The sequence below is a fragment of the Lysinibacillus sp. NPDC093216 genome (assembly GCF_050280325.1).
Lineage (GTDB): Bacteria > Bacillota > Bacilli > Bacillales_A > Planococcaceae > Lysinibacillus.
The window spans coordinates 23,057-43,465 of the sequence record NZ_JBNNVB010000005.1; the positions used below are offsets into that span (position 1 = coordinate 23,057).

Sequence of the window (20,409 nt, forward strand, 5' to 3'; positions counted from 1 at the left end):
TTTTTGGTTATAATCATGTATGAATACAGTTGCGTAGCGGTTTTCAATGTGTTAATCTTTTTACAGAATTGGTTCATGACCCTTTGAGAGGAGGTGAATGGTGTGAATAAAACAGAATTAGTAAACTCTGTTGCTGAAGCTGCAGGTCTTTCTAAAAAAGACGCTTCTAAAGCAGTTGAAGCTGTATTTGATACAATTCAAGATGCTCTTGCAAAGGGTGACAAAGTACAATTAATTGGTTTTGGTAACTTTGAAGTACGTGAACGTGCGGCTCGTAAAGGTCGTAACCCACAAACTGGTAAAGAAATCGAAATCGCTGCTAGCAAGGTACCTGCTTTCAAACCAGGTAAAGCGCTTAAAGATGCTGTAAAATAATACACGTCTAGTAGTTACATAGAGCGGTCTTCATGTAAATGACATGGAGGCTGCTCTTTTTAACTTCTTTCAGCGATTCCCGACGCATTGTTTATCTGTGCGAAAGCGAAGCGACAGCAACAATTATACCGAGGTATAATTGATCTTCACTACGAAGAGTTGCGTACATAGCTAAATAAGTTAATGATACATAGAAAGATGCAATAAACATGAGTGTAAGTAACGTAGATAGAATATTATTTGAGGTCCAACACTAAAAGTTGATCCCCAGGAAAAAGCCTAGTCGGAACGGAAATCAACCACACGTTATGACGGTGAGTTATAAAATATGCTCCAAATTAGAAAGCATTAATTGGCTATTTTGCTCATATAGCGATGAATTTCTTTTGAATCAAGTAAGTCGTTTTGCGCTTACCTTTTGGATATGCTACGATGCATAAGGAAATGTGTAATGTATTGATACGCAGGAGGGTTTCACGGATGTCGAATATTGATTTATTGAAAATAGAAGAAGCAGTAAAAATGATTTTAGAGGCGGTAGGCGAAGATGTAAATCGTGAAGGTTTACTCGATACACCGAAACGTGTAGCAAAAATGTATGCGGAAATGTTTAGTGGCTTACATGAAGATGCAAAAGATTATTTTAGAACAGTGTTCCATGAAGACCATGAGGAATTAGTACTTGTAAAGGACATTCCGTTTTATTCGATGTGCGAGCATCATTTAGTTCCTTTTTATGGAAAGGCTCATGTCGCATACATACCAAACGATGGCATTGTTGCTGGACTAAGTAAATTAGGACGTGCAGTAGAAACTATTGCTCGTCGTCCGCAATTACAGGAACGAATTACTTCCACCGTGGCAGAGACAATTATGGAAATGCTCTCTCCAAAAGGTGTTTATGTAGTGATAGAGGCGGAGCATATGTGCATGACTATGCGAGGACTTAAGAAGCCAGGATCTAAAACTGTGACATCGGTTGCTCGTGGTATTTACGAAGAAGATGAAGTAAAACGTAGAGAAGTTTTATCATTTATTCAAATGTCTTAAATTGAGTGTCTAATTATGTTATGATGGACTAAGAATTTGTCGGATTTAAGGAGTGTACAAACAATGGCACAAGATTATATTGTTATTCAAGCAGAGGAAGATGGCGTACATGTAATCGGTTTAACACGAGGTACAGATACAAAGTTCCATCATTCTGAAAAATTAGATGCAGGCGAAGTTATGATTGCTCAATTTACCGAACATACATCTGCCATGAAAATTCGTGGGAAAGCACAGATTCATACAGCACACGGTGTTATAAATAGCGAAGCTAAAAAGTAATAGAACGAAATTACATTCAGAAGTGCTTATGAATGGTTTCATGTTTATTCAAATTAGTAATGGCACATATAAATCGACCAGATGTGTAAAACTAAGTAATGATGTTTTCGATTCGATTCTTATAGAGCGTGTCGAACATCGCTGAAATAGAGGAACTCAGTCTAAGAACACCACGTTCTGTGGCAATTTAGCTGTGCGAAAGCGCAGCGACTGCAGCAACACACGACTGAGTGGTCAACGTGTTGGCCCAAAGCCTCCGGCGGATGTTCTGAATCGGAAAGGAGTTCAATATAGGATGTTAGCCTAAAATCATCGCATCCATGCGATAACGGCTAACTGACCTGCGTCGTGCAGGCCTAAACATAAAGCCGGTTCCGGACGCAATTATGCCGAGGCATAATTGATAGGCAGTTGGATTTCTTCTGTTTTTTAACGGGGAAGCTCTTCTGCCTATCATGTTGAATAAAGCAAAAAGTTTTTATTACGAATCGTCGCGTATGCTATAATGACTCAGTAAGCAAGCGTTAGGTCATGAAAAGACTAACGTATTTGAAAGTGAAATGGAGTAAGGTCTATGAATGCAACATACATTCAAAATTCAATTGCACAATTAAAAACAGAGATTTTCATGGATGTTCGTCATAGAACTTTGCAAAAATACACAGGAATGCCTGTGCTCGATGAAAATCAATTATTTTACTTGTTAGTTCCCTTTTTTAATGGGGAAGAGTGGCAACAAAATGAACGAGAAGCTGCAATCACTGTTGGAATTGTGTACGCAGCCTTAGCAGCGCACGATCATATTAAAGAACTAGATGCCACATCAAAAGAACAGCAGCTAACCGTTTTAGCTGGAGACTTTTATAGTGGCCGGTATTATGAGATTTTAGCGATGTCGGGAAATGTCGCATTGATTCGAAATTTGTCACAAGGAATTGTGGCACGTTGTGAACACCAAATTAAAGTATATGAGGCAGAAAAACGATCAATCGAACAATGGTTTGCCTCAATAACTAACATTGAATCAGGATTAATCTCAAAATTTTTTGAGCTCTATTCATTTGGTGATTATATTCCAATTGTGGAGAAGAGCTTATTAATCTTGCGTTTAGAAAGAGAATTGGCGACATATCAACGTGGGCAAGTATCTTTAATGAGTAAAGTTCTTGAAGAAAGCGCGAGATATACTGGAGCGACCTATGGCAACGCCATAAAGGACAAAATTGTGCAATTAAAAACAGAGCTGTTACAGGTGATAGAAAATGCATCGTTTTTACAAGGTGATGTGAAACAAGCTCTACAAGCACGTGTAGAGGCATCCATTGCTTCTACTAATGGATAAGAGAGGTTTTTCAAAATGGCTAAAACGAAAGAAGAGCACGTGCACGAAGTATTTGAAAGTATTTCGGATAACTATGACAAAATGAATGGCGTTATTAGTTTCCAGATGCATGTTGGCTGGCGCAATGATACGATGAAGCACATGGCAGTAAAACCTGGAGCGAAGGCTCTAGATGTTTGCTGTGGTACGGCAGATTGGACAATTGCATTAGCCAATGCAGTTGGTGAAGGCGGAGAAGTAAAAGGGGTAGACTTCAGTAAAAACATGCTGAAGGTTGGCGAGGAAAAGGTAAAGCCATACCCACAAATCGAGCTAATACATGGAAATGCTATGGAGTTACCTTTCCCAGACGATACTTTTGATTATGCAACAATTGGTTTTGGGCTTCGCAATGTACCAGATTATTTACAAGTTTTAAAGGAAATGAATCGTGTTGTAAAACCAGGGGGAATGGTTGTTTGTTTAGAAACATCTCAATCTGAAATTCCAGGCTATCGACAACTATTCCGTTTTTATTTTAAATATATAATGCCGATATTTGGTAAAATATTTGCGAAAAGCTATAAAGAATATTCTTGGCTACAGGAATCAGCAAATGATTTCCCAGGTATGAAGAAATTAGCGGCATTGTTTGAGCAGGCAGGTTTAGAAAAAGTAACGTACAAAGCATACAGTGGCGGTGCTGCGGCAATGCATATGGGCTTAAAAAAAGTACGTTAATGGGGGAAGGTTTTCACACGTGGAAAAGATGAAGTTAAAACTACTCTATTCCGATTTGAAATCAGATATCGATATCATTGAACAAGAATTAGAAAAAGCAGTGAACTCTTCTTCATGTTTGATCAATGATGCTTCTCTCCATTTATTGCAAGCTGGTGGCAAACGGATACGACCAATTTTTGTGTTGCTTGGCGCAAAATTTGGCGAATATGATATCGAAAAGATGAAAGATGTAGCCGTACCAGTAGAGCTTATTCATATGGCATCACTTGTGCACGATGATGTAATTGATGATTCCAATATGCGAAGAGGACGCCCGACGGTCAAATCACAATGGAATAATAGAGTTGCAATGTACACGGGCGATTTTATTTTTGCGCGTGCACTTGAATATATTACAAAGCTTGAAGACCCATTAGTTCATCAAATTTTAGCGCGTACAATGGTTGAAATTTGTAACGGTGAAGTCATTCAAATCGAAGATAAATTTAGATTAGATCAAGGATTAAAAGATTATTTTAGACGAATCAAACGAAAAACGGCCTTACTGATTTCTTCTAGTTGTGAACTTGGTGCAGTGGCAGCAGGTGTCGATCCTAAAACGGTGAGACATTTGAAACGATTTGGCTATTTTGTGGGCATGAGCTTCCAAATTATCGATGATGTTTTAGATATTATGGCAACAGATAAAGAATTAGGGAAGCCAGCAGGTAGTGATTTACTGCAAGGTAATATTACGCTACCGATTCTAATGTTAAAAGATGATCCCGTAATGCAACCTTATCTGGAAAAAGTGTTTGCAGGCACATTGACGGAAACAGAACGTCAAAATATGCTACGGTATGTGCGTAAATCCGACGCGATTGAGCAAGCTAATAAAATGAGTGATAAATATTTGAAAAAGGCATTACAGGAAATAGATGCATTACCAAAACATCCCGTCAAGAAAAAACTTCGTGATGTCGCTTTATTTATGGGTAAGCGTAAATTCTAGCTTTTTGTTGTACAAAGGCTCATTTTTTGTTAATATTTATCGGTAGGTGTAAAACCTGTTATACGAATTTAAGGAGTGTTTTAAACATGGCAATCGAACAAACTTTTTTAATGGTTAAGCCTGATGGCGTAGAACGACAAGTAGTAGGAGATATCGTAGATCGTTTTGAACGTCGCGGTTTTGTATTGAAAGGTGCTAAATTAATGGTAATTCCTACAGAATTAGCAGAAAAGCACTATGCAGAGCATGCTGAGCGTCCATTCTTTGGTGAATTAGTTGATTTCATCACTTCTGGTCCAGTATTCGCTATGGTATGGGAAGGCGAAAACGTAATTAAGCTTGCTCGTACAATGATGGGAGCAACTAAACCTGAAGAATCTAACCCAGGTACAATCCGTGGTGACTATGCAACAACTGTTTCTCACAACATCATTCACGGTTCTGATTCACTAGCTTCTGCTGAGCGTGAAATCGGCTTATTCTTCGGTGAAGATTTAGTTTAATTAGCAAAGTTTAATTTGCAAATAGATTAAGCAATCTCAATTTAATTTGAGATTGCTTTTTTTGTGCTCTAAATGGAGTGAAGGATAGTTTTGTTAAAGTAACAGGTAGAACCCAAGAATTAAAAGTATATCTACTAAAACAGTTGAATAGAATTTTCTAGATACATATAGAATTGTTAAATACTTCTTAGTCATGTAAAATAATAGATATAATATTCTGATAATTAAGGTTTTTAACTTCTTTCAGCAGAAGTCTACCACCTATATAGGCGGTCAGATGAATGCGGTTTTAAGTCACTTTTCAGCGGGTGTCCAAACATCTGTAGCTGTCGCTACGCTTTCGGTACAAAAAACATCCGCTGAAAGAAGTTAAAGCCTCCGGCGGATGTCACGGAATCGTCACATAGGATGTTAGCCTAAGATCATCGCATCCATGCGATAACGGCTAACTGACCTGCATCGGTAAAAACGCCACGTCCTGTGGCAACCGAAATGACCGACATCGTGTCGGCCCTCACGTAGGCCTAAGCACAAAGCCGATTCCGGACGCAATTATGCCGAGGCATAATTGATATAGCTTATTATCAAGAATATATTTCATAACATCTAAATACATTGGGTGATAGGAAATGAGAGAGATGACAGTACAAAGGGGATTTTTTTATGAGAGAAGTAGTGATTGTATCAGCTGTTCGTACAGCGGTTGGCAGGAGTAAAGGGACATTAAGCAATGTTCGAGCAGATGACTTAGCGGCAGATGTTCTGCAAGAAGTAGTGCAACGAGCAGGTATCAATAAGGGTCAGGTGGAGGATGTAATTTTTGGCTGTGTAACGCAAACTGCTGAACAGGGAGCAAATATAGCTCGTACAGCATTATTAATGGCAGGCTTTCCGGAAAGTGTCCCAGGTGTGACAATCGATCGTCAATGCGGCTCAAGTCAGCAAGCTGTACATTTCGCAGCACAGGCTATTTTAGCGGGGGATATGGACATTGTTATTGCTGGTGGGGTTGAAAGCATGACGAGGGTGTCAATGGGTTCTAACATGAAGGGTGCCTATGCAGGTAAACGATTACAAGAAAACTATACGATTATACATCAAGGGTTATCAGCCGAGAAAATAGCGGAAAAATGGAACTTATCAAAAGAACAGCTAAATAACTATGCTTACAATAGTCATAGACGAGCTTTAGCTGCAATTGAGGCAGGCCATTTTAAAAAGGAAATACTGCCTGTCCAAGTTACGCAAGAAGACGGCGCAGTTACAACGTTTTCTGTTGATGAGGGACCTCGGGCAGAAACGACAGTTGATAAATTAAATGGGCTTAAAACTGTATTCCAGGAAGATGGTGTGATTACAGCCGGTAATGCAAGTCAAATGAGTGATGGTGCCTCAGCGGTAGTTATAATGTCTTTAGAAAAAGCACAGGAGCTTGGCATCCAACCGCTTGCTAAAATTGTTACAAGAGTTGTTGTTGGCTCAGATCCGACGTTAATGCTAACTGGTCCAATTGAAGCAACTAGACAAGCACTAGAACGTTCAGGTCTTACGATAGAGGAAATTGATACGTATGAAGTGAATGAGGCTTTTGCGCCAGTACCACTTGTTTGGTTACATGAAATTGGAGCGGAACCAAATAAACTAAATCCAGACGGGGGAGCAATTGCCTTAGGGCATCCATTAGGAGCGTCAGGTACAAAGCTGTTAACAACGATGCTATACAGAATGGAACGAGAAAATTTACGTTATGGCTTACTTGCAATTTGTGAAGGTATGGGAATGGCGAATGCCACTATTATTGAGAAAATGTAAAAGGGGTTGTGTTTGATGAATGAAGTAATAGCAGTTGTAACAGGGGGAGCATCTGGTTTAGGAGAGGCGACTGTTCGTAAAATTGTTGCAGAGGGTGGCAAAGCAGTAATTTTTGATCTTAATGACGAGCGAGGACATGCACTAGTAGAGGAGTTAGGGGAGAATGTCCAATATGCACGTGTAAATGTCACAAAAGAAGCTGATGTAGCGGCAGGTCTTGAGCAAGCAGTAGCGAGATTTGGGTCCATTAATGTCACAGTGAATTGTGCTGGAATTGCTGATGCAAGTAAAGTACTTTCAAAGCGTGGTGTACATGCCCTTGATTTATTCGAAAAAGTGATTTCTGTAAATTTAATTGGTACTTTCAATGTTATTCGCCTAGCAGCTGAGCAGATGCAACATAATGAACCAAACGAGGATGGTCAACGTGGCGTTATTATTAATACTGCATCTGTGGCAGCATTTGATGGACAAATAGGACAAGCGGCATATAGCGCGTCAAAAGGTGGTGTGGCAGCGATGACCTTGCCGATTGCCAGGGAGCTTGCAGAAATTGGGGTACGTGTTATGACGATTGCTCCAGGATTAGTAGAGACACCAATGTTTGCATCGTTACCAGAACCAGCAAGAACAGCACTTGCCCAAATGACACCGTTCCCTAAACGACTTGGGAAGCCATCGGAATACGCGCTACTAGTCGAAAGTATTATCAAAAATGGTTTATTAAATGGTGAAGTAATTCGCTTGGACGGCGCGATTCGTATGCAGCCAAAATAGGGGAAACTTGAAGGTGCTCGACTCCTGCAAAATAAGCTAGAAAGATTGAGTGAAGGCTAATATCACCTTTTTTGTGATTGCGCCTTCGTGAAGCTCTGAAGTGAAAAGGGGCTTGTCTGCGGATAAAAAGCTGAATAAGTTAGCTTGTTTCGTATGTACTTATTGGTAGTAGCAGTAAGCCTTGGACGATTCAAAAATTTTATGAACAAAGGGGAGCGTTATTATGCATATGATGGATACACCTTTATTATTAACTAGTTTTTTGGATCGAGCAGAACGATTTTTTCATGCGAAAAAAATATATTCGCGGACAAGCCCTACAACAATTCACGAATTTACCTATAAAGAATATGTAAAAAGAACTCGTAAACTAGCTGATGCTCTTACAAAGTTGGGAATGGAGCGAGGTATGAAGGTAGGTACCTTTGCTTGGAATCACCACCGTCATTTAGAAGCATATTTTGCAGTACCATGCGCGGGAGCTGTCTTGCATATGATTAATATTCGATTAGCACCTGAGCATATTGCTTACGTTATTAATCATGCAGAAGATGAAATATTACTAATTGATGATAACTTAGTTCCGCTTATTGCACCGATTGTCTCACAGCTTAAAACGGTAAAGCATTTTATCGTAATGGGAGATGCTGTCGAGCTAGAAAACATCCCATTACCGAATGCTCTATCTTATGAGGCATTACTCGAAGAAGCGAATGAGAATTTTAGATTCCCAGATGATTTAGATGAAAATACACCTGCTGGCATGTGCTACACAAGTGCCACTACAGGAATGCCAAAGGGTGTGGTGTATACTCATCGAAGTATTGTCCTCCATACGATGGCAGCAGGACTCTCCGATAGTATTGCGATAGGCGAGGCTGATGTTTTACTACCTGTCGTACCAATGTTTCATGCGAATGCGTGGGGATTTCCGTTTGCTGGTGTATTATTTGGTGCTACCCAGGTGCTACCAGGGCCAATGTTTACACCACAACTATTACTTGATTTAATTGAAACATATAAGGTCACGTTGACTGCAGGAGTACCGACAATTTGGCTTGGGGTATTACAGGAGCAACGCAAAAATCCTCGTGATTTGTCTTCGATACGATTAATTATATGTGGTGGTTCAGCATCTCCGCTCGGTCTAACTCGTGGCTTTGAGGAGGAGCTTAAAATTCCTTACATGACGGGCTACGGTATGACCGAAACATCGCCGCTTGTTAGCATATCGTCGTATTTAACACATATGCAAGATTATACGATGGATGAAAAAATGGACGTTCGTATTACACAGGGAATAACAGTGCCGCTCATTGAAACACGCGTAGTCAATGAAAACGGTGAAGTCCCTTGGGATGGCAAAACAATGGGCGAATTGACAATTAGGGGCCCGTGGATTGCTGCCGAGTATTATAATGATGAACGAACAACGGAAGCCTTTAAAGATGGCTGGCTCTACACTGGTGATATTGCTGTAGTGACAGTAGATGGTTATATTAAAATTTCAGATCGAACAAAAGATTTAATAAAAAGTGGTGGAGAATGGATTTCCTCGGTAGACCTTGAAAATGCTTTAATGTCGCATCCTAAAGTGTTTGAGGCTGCTGTTATAGCCATTCCCCACGAAAAATGGCTTGAACGACCTCTAGCATGTGTTGTACCAAAGCCTGAATTTAAAGATGCTATTACGAAATCCGAGCTACTAGAAGATTTACGATCGCAATTCCATAAAACATGGATTCCTGATGACGTTGTATTTTTAAATGAGATACCGAAAACTTCTGTAGGAAAATTCATGAAGGTAAAATTACGAGAAGATTTAAAGGGTTATCGAGTAGAAGTTTAAAGGACTAAAAATCTTGAAGGTGGTGTCAAACTACCTTCATTTTTTATGTGAAAGGCTGGATCAATGCAATACTGGATCAATACAATAACGTGAGATTGATCTCCGTTCTGACTGGACGTAGTAGTATTGGCCAAAAGGATGTTTTGTCTCGAAGGAGTTATCATAGGACGACGTGATGCAATTTACTAAATGGCTACGTCGTAACAAATATCAAAATGAATATTTTTGCTAAATTAATGAAAGAATGAAAAGAAAAATGAAACTATTTTTTCCATTTTGCCGTATAATCATTATTAATGAAAGGAAGTGGACGTATTGTCAATTCCAATGGTTGCAATTCTCGGAGGCGTATTAATCGCACTAGTAGGGATACTTACTGATGCAAACACAAGAAAGCAAAAGATTAAATTAAAGTCTATCGAAAAGGAATTGGAGCTAGAGAAGCTGAGATTAGAAACGTATACGATGGAAACAGAAAAATTACGTCTAGAATTAGAGCAATCCAAAGTGTTATTATTAGAGGAAAAACAAAATTCAACCAAGTAACTTGGATTACATGTGAAAGACTATTTCAGGAATGGCATTTTTCCGCTATAATGGAAATACGACGCTAGAGGGGAAGAAGACCGCATGTCTGATTATGAACAATTTATAGAAGGTATAAAGCGCAAAACAGGAATAGATTTAGCGCTATATAAAGAAGCGCAAATGAAAAGACGATTAACATCTCTATATGAGAAAAAGGGATATCGTAATTTTGTGGACTTTCTAAAGGCACTTGAACAAGATCGTGATTTAATGAATGAGTTTTTAGATCGCATGACGATCAATGTTTCCGAATTTTATCGCAATGGGAAGCGCTGGGAAGTGTTGCAGAAGAAAATATTTCCGAAATTACTGCAATCTAATAAGCGTTTAAAAATTTGGAGTGCTGCTTGTTCAACGGGTGAAGAACCCTATTCTTTAGTCATGGTATTATCTCAATTACTGCCATTATCTCAAATTCAAATCATTGCTACTGATCTAGATGAGAATGTCATTCAAAAGGCGAAATTAGGTGTTTATCCAGAGCGCTCATTAGCAGAAGTGCCGAGTGATATTAAAGCCAAGTATTTTGAGCAAGAAGGTTCCTTTTATAGGGTCAAGGATGAGATTAAACGTTGTGTGACGTTTAAGAAGCATAATTTACTTAATGATCATTACGATTCTAATCATGATTTAATTGTTTGCCGCAATGTGATGATTTATTTTACGGAAGAAGCGAAAGATCAGATTTATACTAATTTTAGTAAAGCATTGCGTAAAGATGGGGTTTTATTTGTTGGATCAACAGAGCAAATCTTTAATCCATCTCGTTATGAGTTTGAAGTCGAGGATACGTTCTTCTATAAACGAAAATAGTTAATAATATGAGAAAAGCATTTGTACAATAGATAATATGAATGTCATGTACATATTTTCAAAGCTTTAGACATAGATGAATCGTACGCTTTTCGCTTGATGTAAGCAAAAAGCGTATTTTTTATTAGCTATCTCGTATCTCGAATCTCGGGCAGTAAGGCTCCAACCTCAGACTTTAATGAAAGCTTAGGTAGGGGATAACTGATTGTTGAAGACTAACAATTAGTGGATATGCAGAAATTTTTTTCGGGCGAATCGTTCAGAATATTCTAATTTAACGATATGCCTAAAGTAACTTCGAAAGCGACAGGAGTTACTTGGACAATTCGGAATTTACGAATAATTAAAACGAGTCTTAAAAGACATTTGCAAAAGGACTGTTTTTTTAGAGAATATATGTTATAGTGAAAAATACATACTTTAGCGAGTTGAAGGGAGAAAGTGTTTATGCGTTACTTAACAGCGGGAGAGTCACATGGACCCCAATTAACAACAATTATTGAGGGCCTACCGTCGCTCTTACCAATTACAGCAGAAAAAATTAACCATGATTTAAAACGTCGTCAAGGAGGGCATGGACGCGGCCGCCGTATGCAAATCGAAACAGATACAGTGGAAATAGTCGCTGGTGTTCGTCACGGACAAACACTTGGTTCTCCCGTAGCGCTCGTAGTCACAAATGATGACTGGAAGCACTGGACAAAAATTATGGGAGCAGAACCGTTAGCAGAAGATGTGAATCCTGACGATATCAAACGTCAAATTTCACGCCCTCGTCCAGGGCATGCAGATTTAGTAGGCGGCATGAAATACGGACACCGTGATTTACGCAATGTGTTAGAGCGTTCCTCTGCGCGTGAGACAACTGTTCGTGTAGCAGTAGGTTCGGTTGCCAAAGCGCTATTAAATGAATTAGGCATTTCTATAGTGGCACATGTAACAGAAATCGTTGGTATTAAGGCAGACACTTCCGTAATCGAAGGAAAATCTGCAGATGAAATTCGTGCCATTGTTGAAGCAGATCCTTGCTATTGCGTTGACCCAGAGGCTTCGGCAAAAATGGTGGAGGCAATTGATGAAGCGAAAAAAACTGGTGACTCAATTGGTGGTGTTGTAGAAGTCATTGTTGAAGGAATGCCAGCTGGTGTAGGTTCATACGTTCATTATGACCGTAAGCTAGATGCTAAATTAGCAGCTGCCATGTTATCTATCAATGCATTTAAAGGTGTTGAATTTGGAATTGGCTTTGAAATGGCACGCCGTAAAGGCTCTGAAGTACATGATGAAATCATTTGGTCAGAGGAAGAAGGCTATACACGTGCAACAAATCGACTTGGTGGTTTAGAAGGTGGAATGTCTACTGGAATGCCAATTGTCGTACGTGGTGTAATGAAACCAATTCCTACATTATATAAACCGTTGCAAAGTGTTGATATTGAAACGAAAGAACCATTTAAAGCAAGTGTAGAGCGCTCGGATAGCTGTGCAGTACCAGCTGCGTCAGTTGTTGCTGAGCACGTTATTGCCTGGGAAATAGCGAATGCAATATTGGAACAATTCCATAGCGATCAATTACCCCAACTAAAAGCTCAAATCGACGAACACCGTCGTTATACAAAGGGGTTCTAATATGCGAGTACCAGTAGCGACGAAATCCCATCAATATGAAGTTGTCCTTGGTCATAAATTTTTAGCAGAAGCAGTAAAAGCATTTGATGATAAGCTTCAAAAAGCGGATAAGCTCATTGTTTTTACGGATGCTAATGTGTGGGCAGCGCAAGGAGATTATTTCAAGGCTCATTTCCCTTATCATTTTGAGGTTTTTATCTTACCAGGTGGTGAGGCATGTAAAACATTTGAACAATACAATGCAGCGCAAACATTTTTACTTGAACAAAAATGCTCGCGTAAATCATTTATTTTTGCATTTGGTGGGGGAGCTGTAGGTGATTTAACAGGTTTTGTTGCAGCCACTTATATGCGTGGGGTGCCGTTTATTCAAATCCCAACTACGATTTTGGCACATGACTCAGCTGTAGGCGGTAAAACAGCTATTAACCATCCACTAGGTAAGAATATGATTGGTGCATTTTATCAACCTGAGGGAGTTATTTATGATACTGTTTTTATCGAAAGCTTACCTGAGCGCGAGGTACGTTCAGGAACAGCAGAAGTGATCAAGCACGCGATGATTTCTAATGCATCGTGGTTAGAGGAATTAATGGCTGCAGAGACAGTTATTCATTTCACCACTGAAGAATTAGCGAAGCAGCTAAGAAAAGGTATTGAAGTGAAGGCCCAAATCGTTGCAGAAGACGAAACCGAGCAATCCGTTCGGAAATTTTTAAACTTAGGTCATACTTATGGGCATGCCATTGAAGCGGCCGCTGGTTATGGAAAAGTAGCGCATGGCGAGGCTGTCATGATTGGACTCGTATATTGTTTATTATTAAGTGAACGATACGGTGAATTAGATCGTACCTTCACTACAGCATTTTTGCAGTTTGCAGTGAAGAATGGTTATCCATTTGAAGCTGTAAAAGAATATTCCTTTGAACAGTTAACAGAGTATTTAATGAAAGATAAAAAAGCGGAGTATGGTATTTTACAATTCGTGATACTGGATAAAATTGGTAAACCATTCATGCAACCAATTGATTTAGCGGAGTGCAGAGAAGTAGATGCCGAATTCCGACAGCTATTAGCGGAGGTGCTTGTATGATTCGTGGACTTAGAGGAGCAATTACAATTGAATCTGACAAGCCAGAGCTTGTATGGGAAGAGACAGCAAGATTAGTGCGTGAAGTAGTAGCAGCCAATAATGTGGAAATAGATGATATTGCTTCTATACTAATATCCACAACACCTGATATTACGTCAGCATTTCCAGCACGTGCTGTACGGTTAATGGACGGGTGGCAATATGTACCTGTCATGTGTACGCATGAAATGGACGTGCCAAACGCATTGCCACTTTGTATTCGTGTGTTAATCCATGCAAATGTGGAAGTAGCACAAAAGGATGTAAAACACTTGTATCTCAATGATGCAGTGAAATTAAGACCAGATTTAGCCCAAGCTAAATAAAAAGAGGAGATGTTTGAGATGAAATGGAAACAACAATTGGACGGTATGCAAGCATATAAGCCTGGTAAACCAATTGAAGAAGTACAACGTGAATATGGCTTACAAGAAGTCGTAAAATTAGCATCTAATGAAAACCCATTTGGGTGCTCACCTAAGGTAACTGCTTATTTACAAAATAATTCAGTAAATCATGCGATCTATCCAGACGGCTATGCGCAAAATTTACGTACAGCTGTTGCAAATCATCTAGGTGTCAAAGAAACACAGCTTCTTTTTGGTAACGGCTCCGACGATATCATTGCAATTATTACGCGTGCATTGTTGTATCCAGGTGTAAACACAGTGATGGCAGACCCATCCTTCTCCCAATACTGGCACAATGCTGAAATAGAAGGCGCAGAGGTACGCAAAGTTCCTTGTATCGAAGGTGCACATGATCTTGATGCAATGGCAGCAGCAATTGATGGTAATACATCGATCATTTGGGTTTGTAGCCCAAATAACCCAACAGGTGTGGTGATACCTGATGTTGAATTGCGTGCATTTTTAGCTAAAGTTCCAAGTGATGTACTAGTAGTATTAGATGAAGCATATATCGAATACGTAACGCATCCTGGTCACAAAGATACTCTACCTTTAATAGACGAGTTTCCCAATGTACTATTAATGCGTACATTCTCCAAAGCATATGGTCTTGCTTCTTTCCGAGTTGGTTATGCAATTGGGCAACCAGAAGTAATTGCAAAGCTTGATCCAGTAAGAGCGCCATTTAATAATACAATTTTAAGTCAAGCAGTTGCGACAATCGCTTTAAGTGATCAAGAATATATAAATGCTTGCCGTGAAGCAAATGAAAAAGGTAAAAAACAATATATTGAATTTTGTGAGAAACATAATTTGAAATACTTCCCTTCTGATACGAACTTTATTTTCTTTAATACGAATGCTGATAGTGATGTTGTCTTCAATGAGCTAATGAAACGAGGCTTTATAATCCGTAGTGGAAATGCGTTAGGATTACCTGGGTTTGTCCGCGTGACAATCGGAACAGAAGCTCAAAATACAGCGTTGTTAGGTCACCTTGAAAACGTCCTAAAAGAGCTAGGAGTTTTTGCATGATACGCAATGTGCTCGTTATTGGGCTAGGCCTAATTGGAGGCTCGATTGCCTTGGCATTGCAAAAGGCACCAGAAACAAAAATTATTGGCTATGATATGGATGCGAAAACTCGTGACCATGCGAAAACATTAAATATTGTTCATGATATTGTGACAGATCCAAAAGAAGTGGTGGCCGACGTGGATGTAATCATTTTTGGAACTCCCGTCAACGCAACGCTTGAATGGATGGAACAATTAAAAACATGGCCGTTAAAAAATAAAGTAATCGTAACAGATACAGGAAGTACAAAAAAGAAAATTATGCAAAAGGCTGGGGAACTACGTGAGTTAGGCATTACCTTTATTGGAGGACATCCAATGGCAGGCTCACATAAAAGCGGTGTTTTAGCTGCTAAGGCTCACCTTTTTGAAAATGCGTATTATATGCTAACACCGCTCGCCGGTGAAGAAATTGTCAATATGGCACAGCTTGAAAGTTTATTAAAATTTACACATGCAAAAGTTGTTAGTGTATCTGCTCGTGAGCATGATCATATGACAGCTGTAGTTAGTCATTTTCCGCATGTCGTAGCTGCTTCTCTTGTGCATCAATTGGGCGGAGAAAACGGGGAATATCCAATGACACGTTCACTTGCTGCAGGTGGCTTCCGTGATGTAACGCGTATTGCCTCGTCCAATCCGATTTTATGGCGAGATATTACATTACAAAATCGAGAAGAGCTTATTGCGCAGCTAGAAGGCTGGGAAAAGGAAATGAGTCGTGTAAAGGAGCTGCTTTTCAATGGTAGCTCGGATGACATAGAAACATACTTTGCAGTTGCTAAAGAGCTAAGAGATGAATTACCGATTAGTGCAGGAGCAATGTTCACATCATTTGACTTATATGTTGATGTTCCTGACTATCCGGGGGTTATTTCTGAGGTGACAGGCTTACTTGCAGACGAAGCGATTAGTATTACAAATTTACGTATCGTAGAGTCAAGAGAAGACGTTTTCGGGATTCTTGTTATTAGCTTACAAAGTGAAAGTGACCGTGAACGTGCAGCAGCGTGTATACAAAAGCGCGCTAATTATGAAACATATATTTCATAGGATCCTAGGAAATGCCTATTTAAAAGAAAGCGTCGAAATTACGGCGCTTTCTATCTTCATATTGGAGGGAAGAAAACGATGAGTGAAAAAGTATTACAATATGATAAACCTTCCTTACAAGGAACTTTAACGATTCCTGGCGATAAATCTATCTCTCACCGTTCCGTTATGTTTGGAGCTATTGCAACGGGAAAAACAACAGTTGACGGCTTTTTATTAGGTGAGGATTGTTTAAGTACAATTGATTGCTTCCGTAAGCTCGGTGTGAAAATTGACGTAGAAGGAACAAATGTATCCATCGACAGCCCAGGTATAGAGGGGTGGCAAGAGCCTACAGAGGTACTATACACAGGAAATTCTGGTACAACGACACGCTTAATGCTAGGTATTTTAGCTGGATCTACTGTACATTCAGTAATGACAGGGGATGCGTCCATTGGAAAGCGACCGATGCGCCGTGTTATTGATCCGTTACGTCAAATGGGCGCACACATTACTGGAAGGGCAGATGGACAATATACGCCATTAGCCATTCAAGGTACAGCATTACAAGCTATTGATTACCACATGCCTGTTGCAAGTGCGCAGGTGAAGTCAGCTGTTTTACTTGCTGGTTTACGCGCTGAAGGTACTACAATTGTGCGAGAAATTGAAGTATCTCGAGATCATACTGAGAGAATGCTACGTCAATTTGGTGCACAGGTTGATGAGGTGGATGGTGTTATTTCGTTAAAAGGAGGACAAACTTTAACAGGGACACATGTGTCTGTGCCAGGTGATATTTCATCTGCGGCCTTTTTCTTAGTAGCAGGGGCCATCTGTGAGGATAGTAAAATAACGCTAGAAAATGTCGGAATTAATCCAACACGAGATGGTATTATCAAAGTGCTTCATAATATGGGAGCATCTATAACACTTATACCGGATGAAGATAGCCAGTCAGAGCCGACAGCAACAGTTACAATTGAAACGTCAACATTAAAAGGCACTACCATTGAGGGAGATATTATTCCTCGTCTTATCGATGAAATCCCGATCCTTGCTTTATTAGCAACGCAGGCAAACGGTAAAACTATTATTAAGGATGCCGAGGAGTTAAAAGTGAAGGAAACAGACCGGATAACGGCTGTTGTGGATGAATTGAAAAAACTAGGTGCTAATATTGAAGCTACTGAGGATGGCATGATTATTGAAGGACCAACTCCATTACGTGGTGCTAGCCTTAAAACCTATGGTGATCATCGTATAGGGATGATGGGTGCTGTTGCAGCACTAATAACAGATGGGGCTGTAACTTTAGATGACGCAGAATGTATTGCGGTTTCTTATCCATCGTTTTTCGAGCATATAGAGGAAGTAATATAAATCTATGCTTGACTCTCCAAGTCTTTTGGGGAGTTTTTTCTTGTTTCGAGAGAAAATGTTTTGTAGCATAAAGGTATTAATGAAAGAATAGGTGAATGACTGTGAACAATGCGATGACTGAAATGATGCAAGCACTTGAACAAGGGGACTTAGCATTAATTGAACAGCTACTTGAAACATTTTTAACGAAAGAGCTACCTGAGGACATTTATGCGCTAGCTGAAGTTTTTATGCAGTATGGATATATGAAGGAAGCTGACCGTGTACTGGAGCATTTACAATTTTTATTCCCAGAAGAAGCACAGTTGAAAATTGATCGTGCAAACGTCTTAATGGAACTTGGCGATGAAGATGAAGCGTTAGATTTTTTATTAGAAGTAGAGGAGACAGCTCCAGAATATCCTCAAGCATTATTAGTATTAGCGGATTATTATCAAATGCAAGGATTGTTTGAAGTAGCAGAAATGCGCATCAATGAGGCACTATCTATATTACCTGATGAGCCATTACTACAATTTGCTAAAGCGGAGCTTTTATTTGAAACGGGTCGCTTCTTAGAGGCTGCGAGACTATATGAAGAATTGTATGAACAACAAGTTGAATTTGCTGGGGTAAGTCTTACAGAACGACTTGCTGAGGTGTATCGTGCAGGAGCTGCCTATGAAACGGCCTTAGATTACTATTTAAAAGCTCTGGAAGCTGAAGTAAAGCCAGATGTTTTATTTGGTGCAGCGTATTCAGCCTTTCAATCACAAAAATATGAAATGGCCATTAAACAATTAGAGGAATTAAAAGAATTAGACCCTGATTATTTTTCTGCCTATTTATTGCTTGCTGAAAGCTATACCATGACGGAGGATAATAAAAAAGCATACGCTGCCATTCTAGAAGGGTTAAAGCGTGACGAATACGATAAGTCCTTATTTTTATTCGCCGGTAAAATGGCTTTAAAAACTGGTTTGCCAGCTGAGGGTGAGCAGCATCTACGTGAAGCCATTGCCTTAGATCCTGAATACATGGAGGCAGTATTAGCATTAATCTCCGTGTTGGCACAGCAAGAGCGTCATGAGGATGTAATAGAATTATTTGAAACGTTGCAAAAAAATGATTTTGAATGGAGCACCTTATACCCATTTGCTGCGGTTGCATATGAAAATTTAGAATTGTACGACCGTGCATACGAATTTTACCGTTTGGCATATAATGATTTTAAGGAAGACGCAGCATTTTTAGAAAAGTATGTTTATTTCTTGTTAGAGGAAGGAAAACGTTCAGAAGCTAAAGAAGTGCTCGGTCAATTAATAACTATTCAGCCGGGTGAACTGGAGTGGCAAGAGAAGTTAGAAACCTTAGAATTTGAGTAAAGGAGGGAGTGGGTATGACTGCTTCTGTATCAGTTGTCGATAAAAAAGCATTTGTTAGATGGTTTTTAAAAAATTATCAATTGAAACGTCGTGAGTGTGTATGGATTTTGAATTACTTATTAAGTAACGATGAGTTATTAAAACGAATTCGATTTGTTGAAGAAGCTCACTATTGCCCTAGAGCAATGGTAATGTCAACGGTCGATTCAACAGGAGTGCCGTTTCGTTTTTACAAAGGCAATGTAATGACAGCAGATGCTGAGAAATCCTTCCATGATTTACGTTTACATGAGCATGAAGATATGTATATACAATTGAATTTTCCAAATGTACCACCAAGTGCACAATACTTAGCAGTTCTTGAAGAAAACCCTTATATGCCAGAAGCACTGATTGTTAGTGAAAAAGATCGCTTACTGGCTGAAGAGCTGCTTTCCAACAGCTTACTCGTATTCCAAGAAGAAAAATTACTCGCGCAAATTGATGAAGCCCTGGATCAGGGAGATGAAGATCGCTTTTATGAATTGTCTAATTTGTTACAAGCTTTAAAGGAAACGGCTAATTTACGTTAGTTATAAGTAAAAATGGAATGTCCTTTATCTACCTCAATATGATAACATAACAAGTGAATGATTGTTTTCACTTTTTATTGGCTATCCTATTGAAGAGTGGAGAAGGGCATTTTTTTATCTTCATGCAGTGGGGGTACCAAACCCTGCTGCATGAAGATAAAGCCCCGGCGGGATTGTGCCCAAAATCCGGACGCAATTACGCCAAGGCGAAATTGATTTATGCAACAAGAGGAGGTTTGTGAGATGTATTTTAATGCAAGTGATGTGACATTGTTTATGGCACAGAAGGAATTTATCGATACAGCAATTGTTCCACTCGTAACCGTCGATTTAACTCCTGAAAAAATGAAACAGAGTGGTACAGAAGTGGATTTTTTGTTATCGCTTACATCTTTTGTCGAACAACAGTTTAAAGGTCGTTTATTATTGATGCCACCGTTTACGTATAGTGCAACATTAAAAAACGAAGATATGCCGAAGCAATTAGAGGCACAATTACATAATGCTGGTTTTAAGCATGTGTTCTTCATTACTTGTGACCATTTTTGGACAAATATTGGAGATGAAGTAAATGTTATTTGGCTACCAGCGATTCCGTTAGAAAGTATGGATAAAGGCGTGAAAAGCTCCATTCTCGAAGATCAATTGCGACAAGTGATTCCGATCTTTTCGACCAAATGGACACAGATTTAACAATTAGTTT

The 20,409-nt window shown here is 39.4% G+C and carries 21 protein-coding genes; all 21 read left to right on the forward strand.

Translation table 11 applies throughout. The features are described 5' to 3' along the window. Positions 1 to 102: 102 nt before the first annotated feature. The 21 genes from ACQKOG_RS07740 (at position 103) to ACQKOG_RS07840 (ending at position 20,399) form a co-directional block, all read left to right on the forward strand. Positions 103 to 375, forward strand: a complete 273-nt coding sequence (locus ACQKOG_RS07740; protein WP_004232618.1) for an HU family DNA-binding protein — start codon at positions 103 to 105, stop codon at positions 373 to 375. 480 nt (positions 376 to 855) lie between these two features. After that, complete coding sequence (gene folE, locus ACQKOG_RS07745) at positions 856 to 1,425, forward strand: GTP cyclohydrolase I FolE (RefSeq protein WP_370075915.1); 570 nt, start codon at positions 856 to 858, stop codon at positions 1,423 to 1,425. Between the two features lie 63 nt (positions 1,426 to 1,488). Then, complete coding sequence (mtrB, locus tag ACQKOG_RS07750; RefSeq protein ID WP_049666799.1) at positions 1,489 to 1,707, forward strand: trp RNA-binding attenuation protein MtrB; 219 nt, start codon at positions 1,489 to 1,491, stop codon at positions 1,705 to 1,707. Between the two features lie 574 nt (positions 1,708 to 2,281). Continuing rightward, positions 2,282 to 3,049 (forward strand): heptaprenyl diphosphate synthase component 1, encoded by a 768-nt coding sequence (locus ACQKOG_RS07755; RefSeq protein ID WP_402868795.1) that lies wholly within the window; start codon positions 2,282 to 2,284, stop codon positions 3,047 to 3,049. Positions 3,050 to 3,064: 15 nt separating this feature from the next. Beyond that, the gene (locus ACQKOG_RS07760; protein WP_370075911.1) at positions 3,065 to 3,769 is read left to right on the forward strand and encodes a demethylmenaquinone methyltransferase; all 705 of its coding nucleotides are present in this window, start codon (positions 3,065 to 3,067) and stop codon (positions 3,767 to 3,769) included. A gap of 19 nt (positions 3,770 to 3,788) precedes the next feature. Then, positions 3,789 to 4,763: a heptaprenyl diphosphate synthase component II gene (gene hepT, locus ACQKOG_RS07765; RefSeq protein WP_370075909.1), complete on the forward strand. Its 975-nt coding sequence runs from the start codon at positions 3,789 to 3,791 to the stop codon at positions 4,761 to 4,763. Positions 4,764 to 4,849: 86 nt separating this feature from the next. After that, positions 4,850 to 5,266: a nucleoside-diphosphate kinase gene (gene ndk / locus ACQKOG_RS07770; RefSeq protein ID WP_053482577.1), complete on the forward strand. Its 417-nt coding sequence runs from the start codon at positions 4,850 to 4,852 to the stop codon at positions 5,264 to 5,266. Between the two features lie 663 nt (positions 5,267 to 5,929). Beyond that, positions 5,930 to 7,078, forward strand: coding sequence for a thiolase family protein (locus tag ACQKOG_RS07775; protein WP_427445866.1), 1,149 nt, complete (start codon positions 5,930 to 5,932; stop codon positions 7,076 to 7,078). Positions 7,079 to 7,093: 15 nt separating this feature from the next. Then, positions 7,094 to 7,855 (forward strand): 3-hydroxyacyl-CoA dehydrogenase, encoded by a 762-nt coding sequence (locus ACQKOG_RS07780; protein ID WP_370075905.1) that lies wholly within the window; start codon positions 7,094 to 7,096, stop codon positions 7,853 to 7,855. A gap of 223 nt (positions 7,856 to 8,078) precedes the next feature. Further along, entirely contained in the window at positions 8,079 to 9,704 is a 1,626-nt protein-coding gene (locus ACQKOG_RS07785; RefSeq protein WP_415730380.1) for a long-chain fatty acid--CoA ligase, read from the forward strand. A 306-nt stretch (positions 9,705 to 10,010) separates the two neighbouring features. After that, positions 10,011 to 10,250 carry a hypothetical protein gene (locus ACQKOG_RS07790; protein WP_427445869.1) on the forward strand — a complete coding sequence of 80 codons (240 nt, stop codon included), beginning with the start codon at positions 10,011 to 10,013 and terminating at the stop codon, positions 10,248 to 10,250. Positions 10,251 to 10,334: 84 nt separating this feature from the next. Further along, complete coding sequence (locus tag ACQKOG_RS07795; protein ID WP_415730378.1) at positions 10,335 to 11,105, forward strand: CheR family methyltransferase; 771 nt, start codon at positions 10,335 to 10,337, stop codon at positions 11,103 to 11,105. 447 nt (positions 11,106 to 11,552) lie between these two features. Then, positions 11,553 to 12,734 carry a chorismate synthase gene (gene aroC, locus ACQKOG_RS07800; protein ID WP_427445871.1) on the forward strand — a complete coding sequence of 394 codons (1,182 nt, stop codon included), beginning with the start codon at positions 11,553 to 11,555 and terminating at the stop codon, positions 12,732 to 12,734. Between the two features lies 1 nt (position 12,735). Beyond that, positions 12,736 to 13,827: a 3-dehydroquinate synthase gene (gene aroB / locus ACQKOG_RS07805; RefSeq protein WP_427445873.1), complete on the forward strand. Its 1,092-nt coding sequence runs from the start codon at positions 12,736 to 12,738 to the stop codon at positions 13,825 to 13,827. Further along, positions 13,824 to 14,192 carry a chorismate mutase gene (gene aroH, locus ACQKOG_RS07810; protein ID WP_370075893.1) on the forward strand — a complete coding sequence of 123 codons (369 nt, stop codon included), beginning with the start codon at positions 13,824 to 13,826 and terminating at the stop codon, positions 14,190 to 14,192. Before aroB ends, aroH begins: the two co-directional genes overlap by 4 nt. An 18-nt stretch (positions 14,193 to 14,210) precedes the next feature. Beyond that, positions 14,211 to 15,311, forward strand: a complete 1,101-nt coding sequence (gene hisC / locus ACQKOG_RS07815; RefSeq protein ID WP_370075891.1) for a histidinol-phosphate transaminase — start codon at positions 14,211 to 14,213, stop codon at positions 15,309 to 15,311. Beyond that, positions 15,308 to 16,405, forward strand: a complete 1,098-nt coding sequence (locus ACQKOG_RS07820) for a prephenate dehydrogenase (RefSeq protein ID WP_370075889.1) — start codon at positions 15,308 to 15,310, stop codon at positions 16,403 to 16,405. Before hisC ends, ACQKOG_RS07820 begins: the two co-directional genes overlap by 4 nt. Positions 16,406 to 16,483: 78 nt before the next feature. Next, positions 16,484 to 17,770 carry a 3-phosphoshikimate 1-carboxyvinyltransferase gene (aroA, locus tag ACQKOG_RS07825; protein WP_370075887.1) on the forward strand — a complete coding sequence of 429 codons (1,287 nt, stop codon included), beginning with the start codon at positions 16,484 to 16,486 and terminating at the stop codon, positions 17,768 to 17,770. A 95-nt stretch (positions 17,771 to 17,865) separates the two neighbouring features. Further along, positions 17,866 to 19,134 carry a tetratricopeptide repeat protein gene (locus tag ACQKOG_RS07830; RefSeq protein ID WP_427445876.1) on the forward strand — a complete coding sequence of 423 codons (1,269 nt, stop codon included), beginning with the start codon at positions 17,866 to 17,868 and terminating at the stop codon, positions 19,132 to 19,134. A gap of 14 nt (positions 19,135 to 19,148) precedes the next feature. After that, a complete protein-coding gene (locus ACQKOG_RS07835; protein WP_370075883.1) occupies positions 19,149 to 19,706 on the forward strand; it encodes a ReoY family proteolytic degradation factor in 558 nt (185 codons plus the stop codon). 243 nt (positions 19,707 to 19,949) lie between these two features. Then, positions 19,950 to 20,399, forward strand: a complete 450-nt coding sequence (locus ACQKOG_RS07840) for a DUF2487 family protein (RefSeq protein WP_370075881.1) — start codon at positions 19,950 to 19,952, stop codon at positions 20,397 to 20,399. Positions 20,400 to 20,409 lie beyond the last annotated feature (10 nt).

Coding starts and splice junctions, on each gene's coding strand:
- folE (WP_370075915.1), top strand. CDS start 856: ATGTCGAATATTGATTTATTGAAAATAGAAGAAGCAGTAAAAATGATT.
- mtrB (WP_049666799.1), top strand. CDS start 1,489: ATGGCACAAGATTATATTGTTATTCAAGCAGAGGAAGATGGCGTACAT.
- ACQKOG_RS07755 (WP_402868795.1), top strand. CDS start 2,282: ATGAATGCAACATACATTCAAAATTCAATTGCACAATTAAAAACAGAG.
- ACQKOG_RS07760 (WP_370075911.1), top strand. CDS start 3,065: ATGGCTAAAACGAAAGAAGAGCACGTGCACGAAGTATTTGAAAGTATT.
- ndk (WP_053482577.1), top strand. CDS start 4,850: ATGGCAATCGAACAAACTTTTTTAATGGTTAAGCCTGATGGCGTAGAA.
- ACQKOG_RS07775 (WP_427445866.1), top strand. CDS start 5,930: ATGAGAGAAGTAGTGATTGTATCAGCTGTTCGTACAGCGGTTGGCAGG.
- ACQKOG_RS07780 (WP_370075905.1), top strand. CDS start 7,094: ATGAATGAAGTAATAGCAGTTGTAACAGGGGGAGCATCTGGTTTAGGA.
- ACQKOG_RS07785 (WP_415730380.1), top strand. CDS start 8,079: ATGCATATGATGGATACACCTTTATTATTAACTAGTTTTTTGGATCGA.
- ACQKOG_RS07795 (WP_415730378.1), top strand. CDS start 10,335: ATGTCTGATTATGAACAATTTATAGAAGGTATAAAGCGCAAAACAGGA.
- aroC (WP_427445871.1), top strand. CDS start 11,553: ATGCGTTACTTAACAGCGGGAGAGTCACATGGACCCCAATTAACAACA.
- aroB (WP_427445873.1), top strand. CDS start 12,736: ATGCGAGTACCAGTAGCGACGAAATCCCATCAATATGAAGTTGTCCTT.
- aroH (WP_370075893.1), top strand. CDS start 13,824: ATGATTCGTGGACTTAGAGGAGCAATTACAATTGAATCTGACAAGCCA.
- hisC (WP_370075891.1), top strand. CDS start 14,211: ATGAAATGGAAACAACAATTGGACGGTATGCAAGCATATAAGCCTGGT.
- ACQKOG_RS07820 (WP_370075889.1), top strand. CDS start 15,308: ATGATACGCAATGTGCTCGTTATTGGGCTAGGCCTAATTGGAGGCTCG.
- aroA (WP_370075887.1), top strand. CDS start 16,484: ATGAGTGAAAAAGTATTACAATATGATAAACCTTCCTTACAAGGAACT.
- ACQKOG_RS07830 (WP_427445876.1), top strand. CDS start 17,866: ATGACTGTGAACAATGCGATGACTGAAATGATGCAAGCACTTGAACAA.
- ACQKOG_RS07835 (WP_370075883.1), top strand. CDS start 19,149: ATGACTGCTTCTGTATCAGTTGTCGATAAAAAAGCATTTGTTAGATGG.
- ACQKOG_RS07840 (WP_370075881.1), top strand. CDS start 19,950: ATGTATTTTAATGCAAGTGATGTGACATTGTTTATGGCACAGAAGGAA.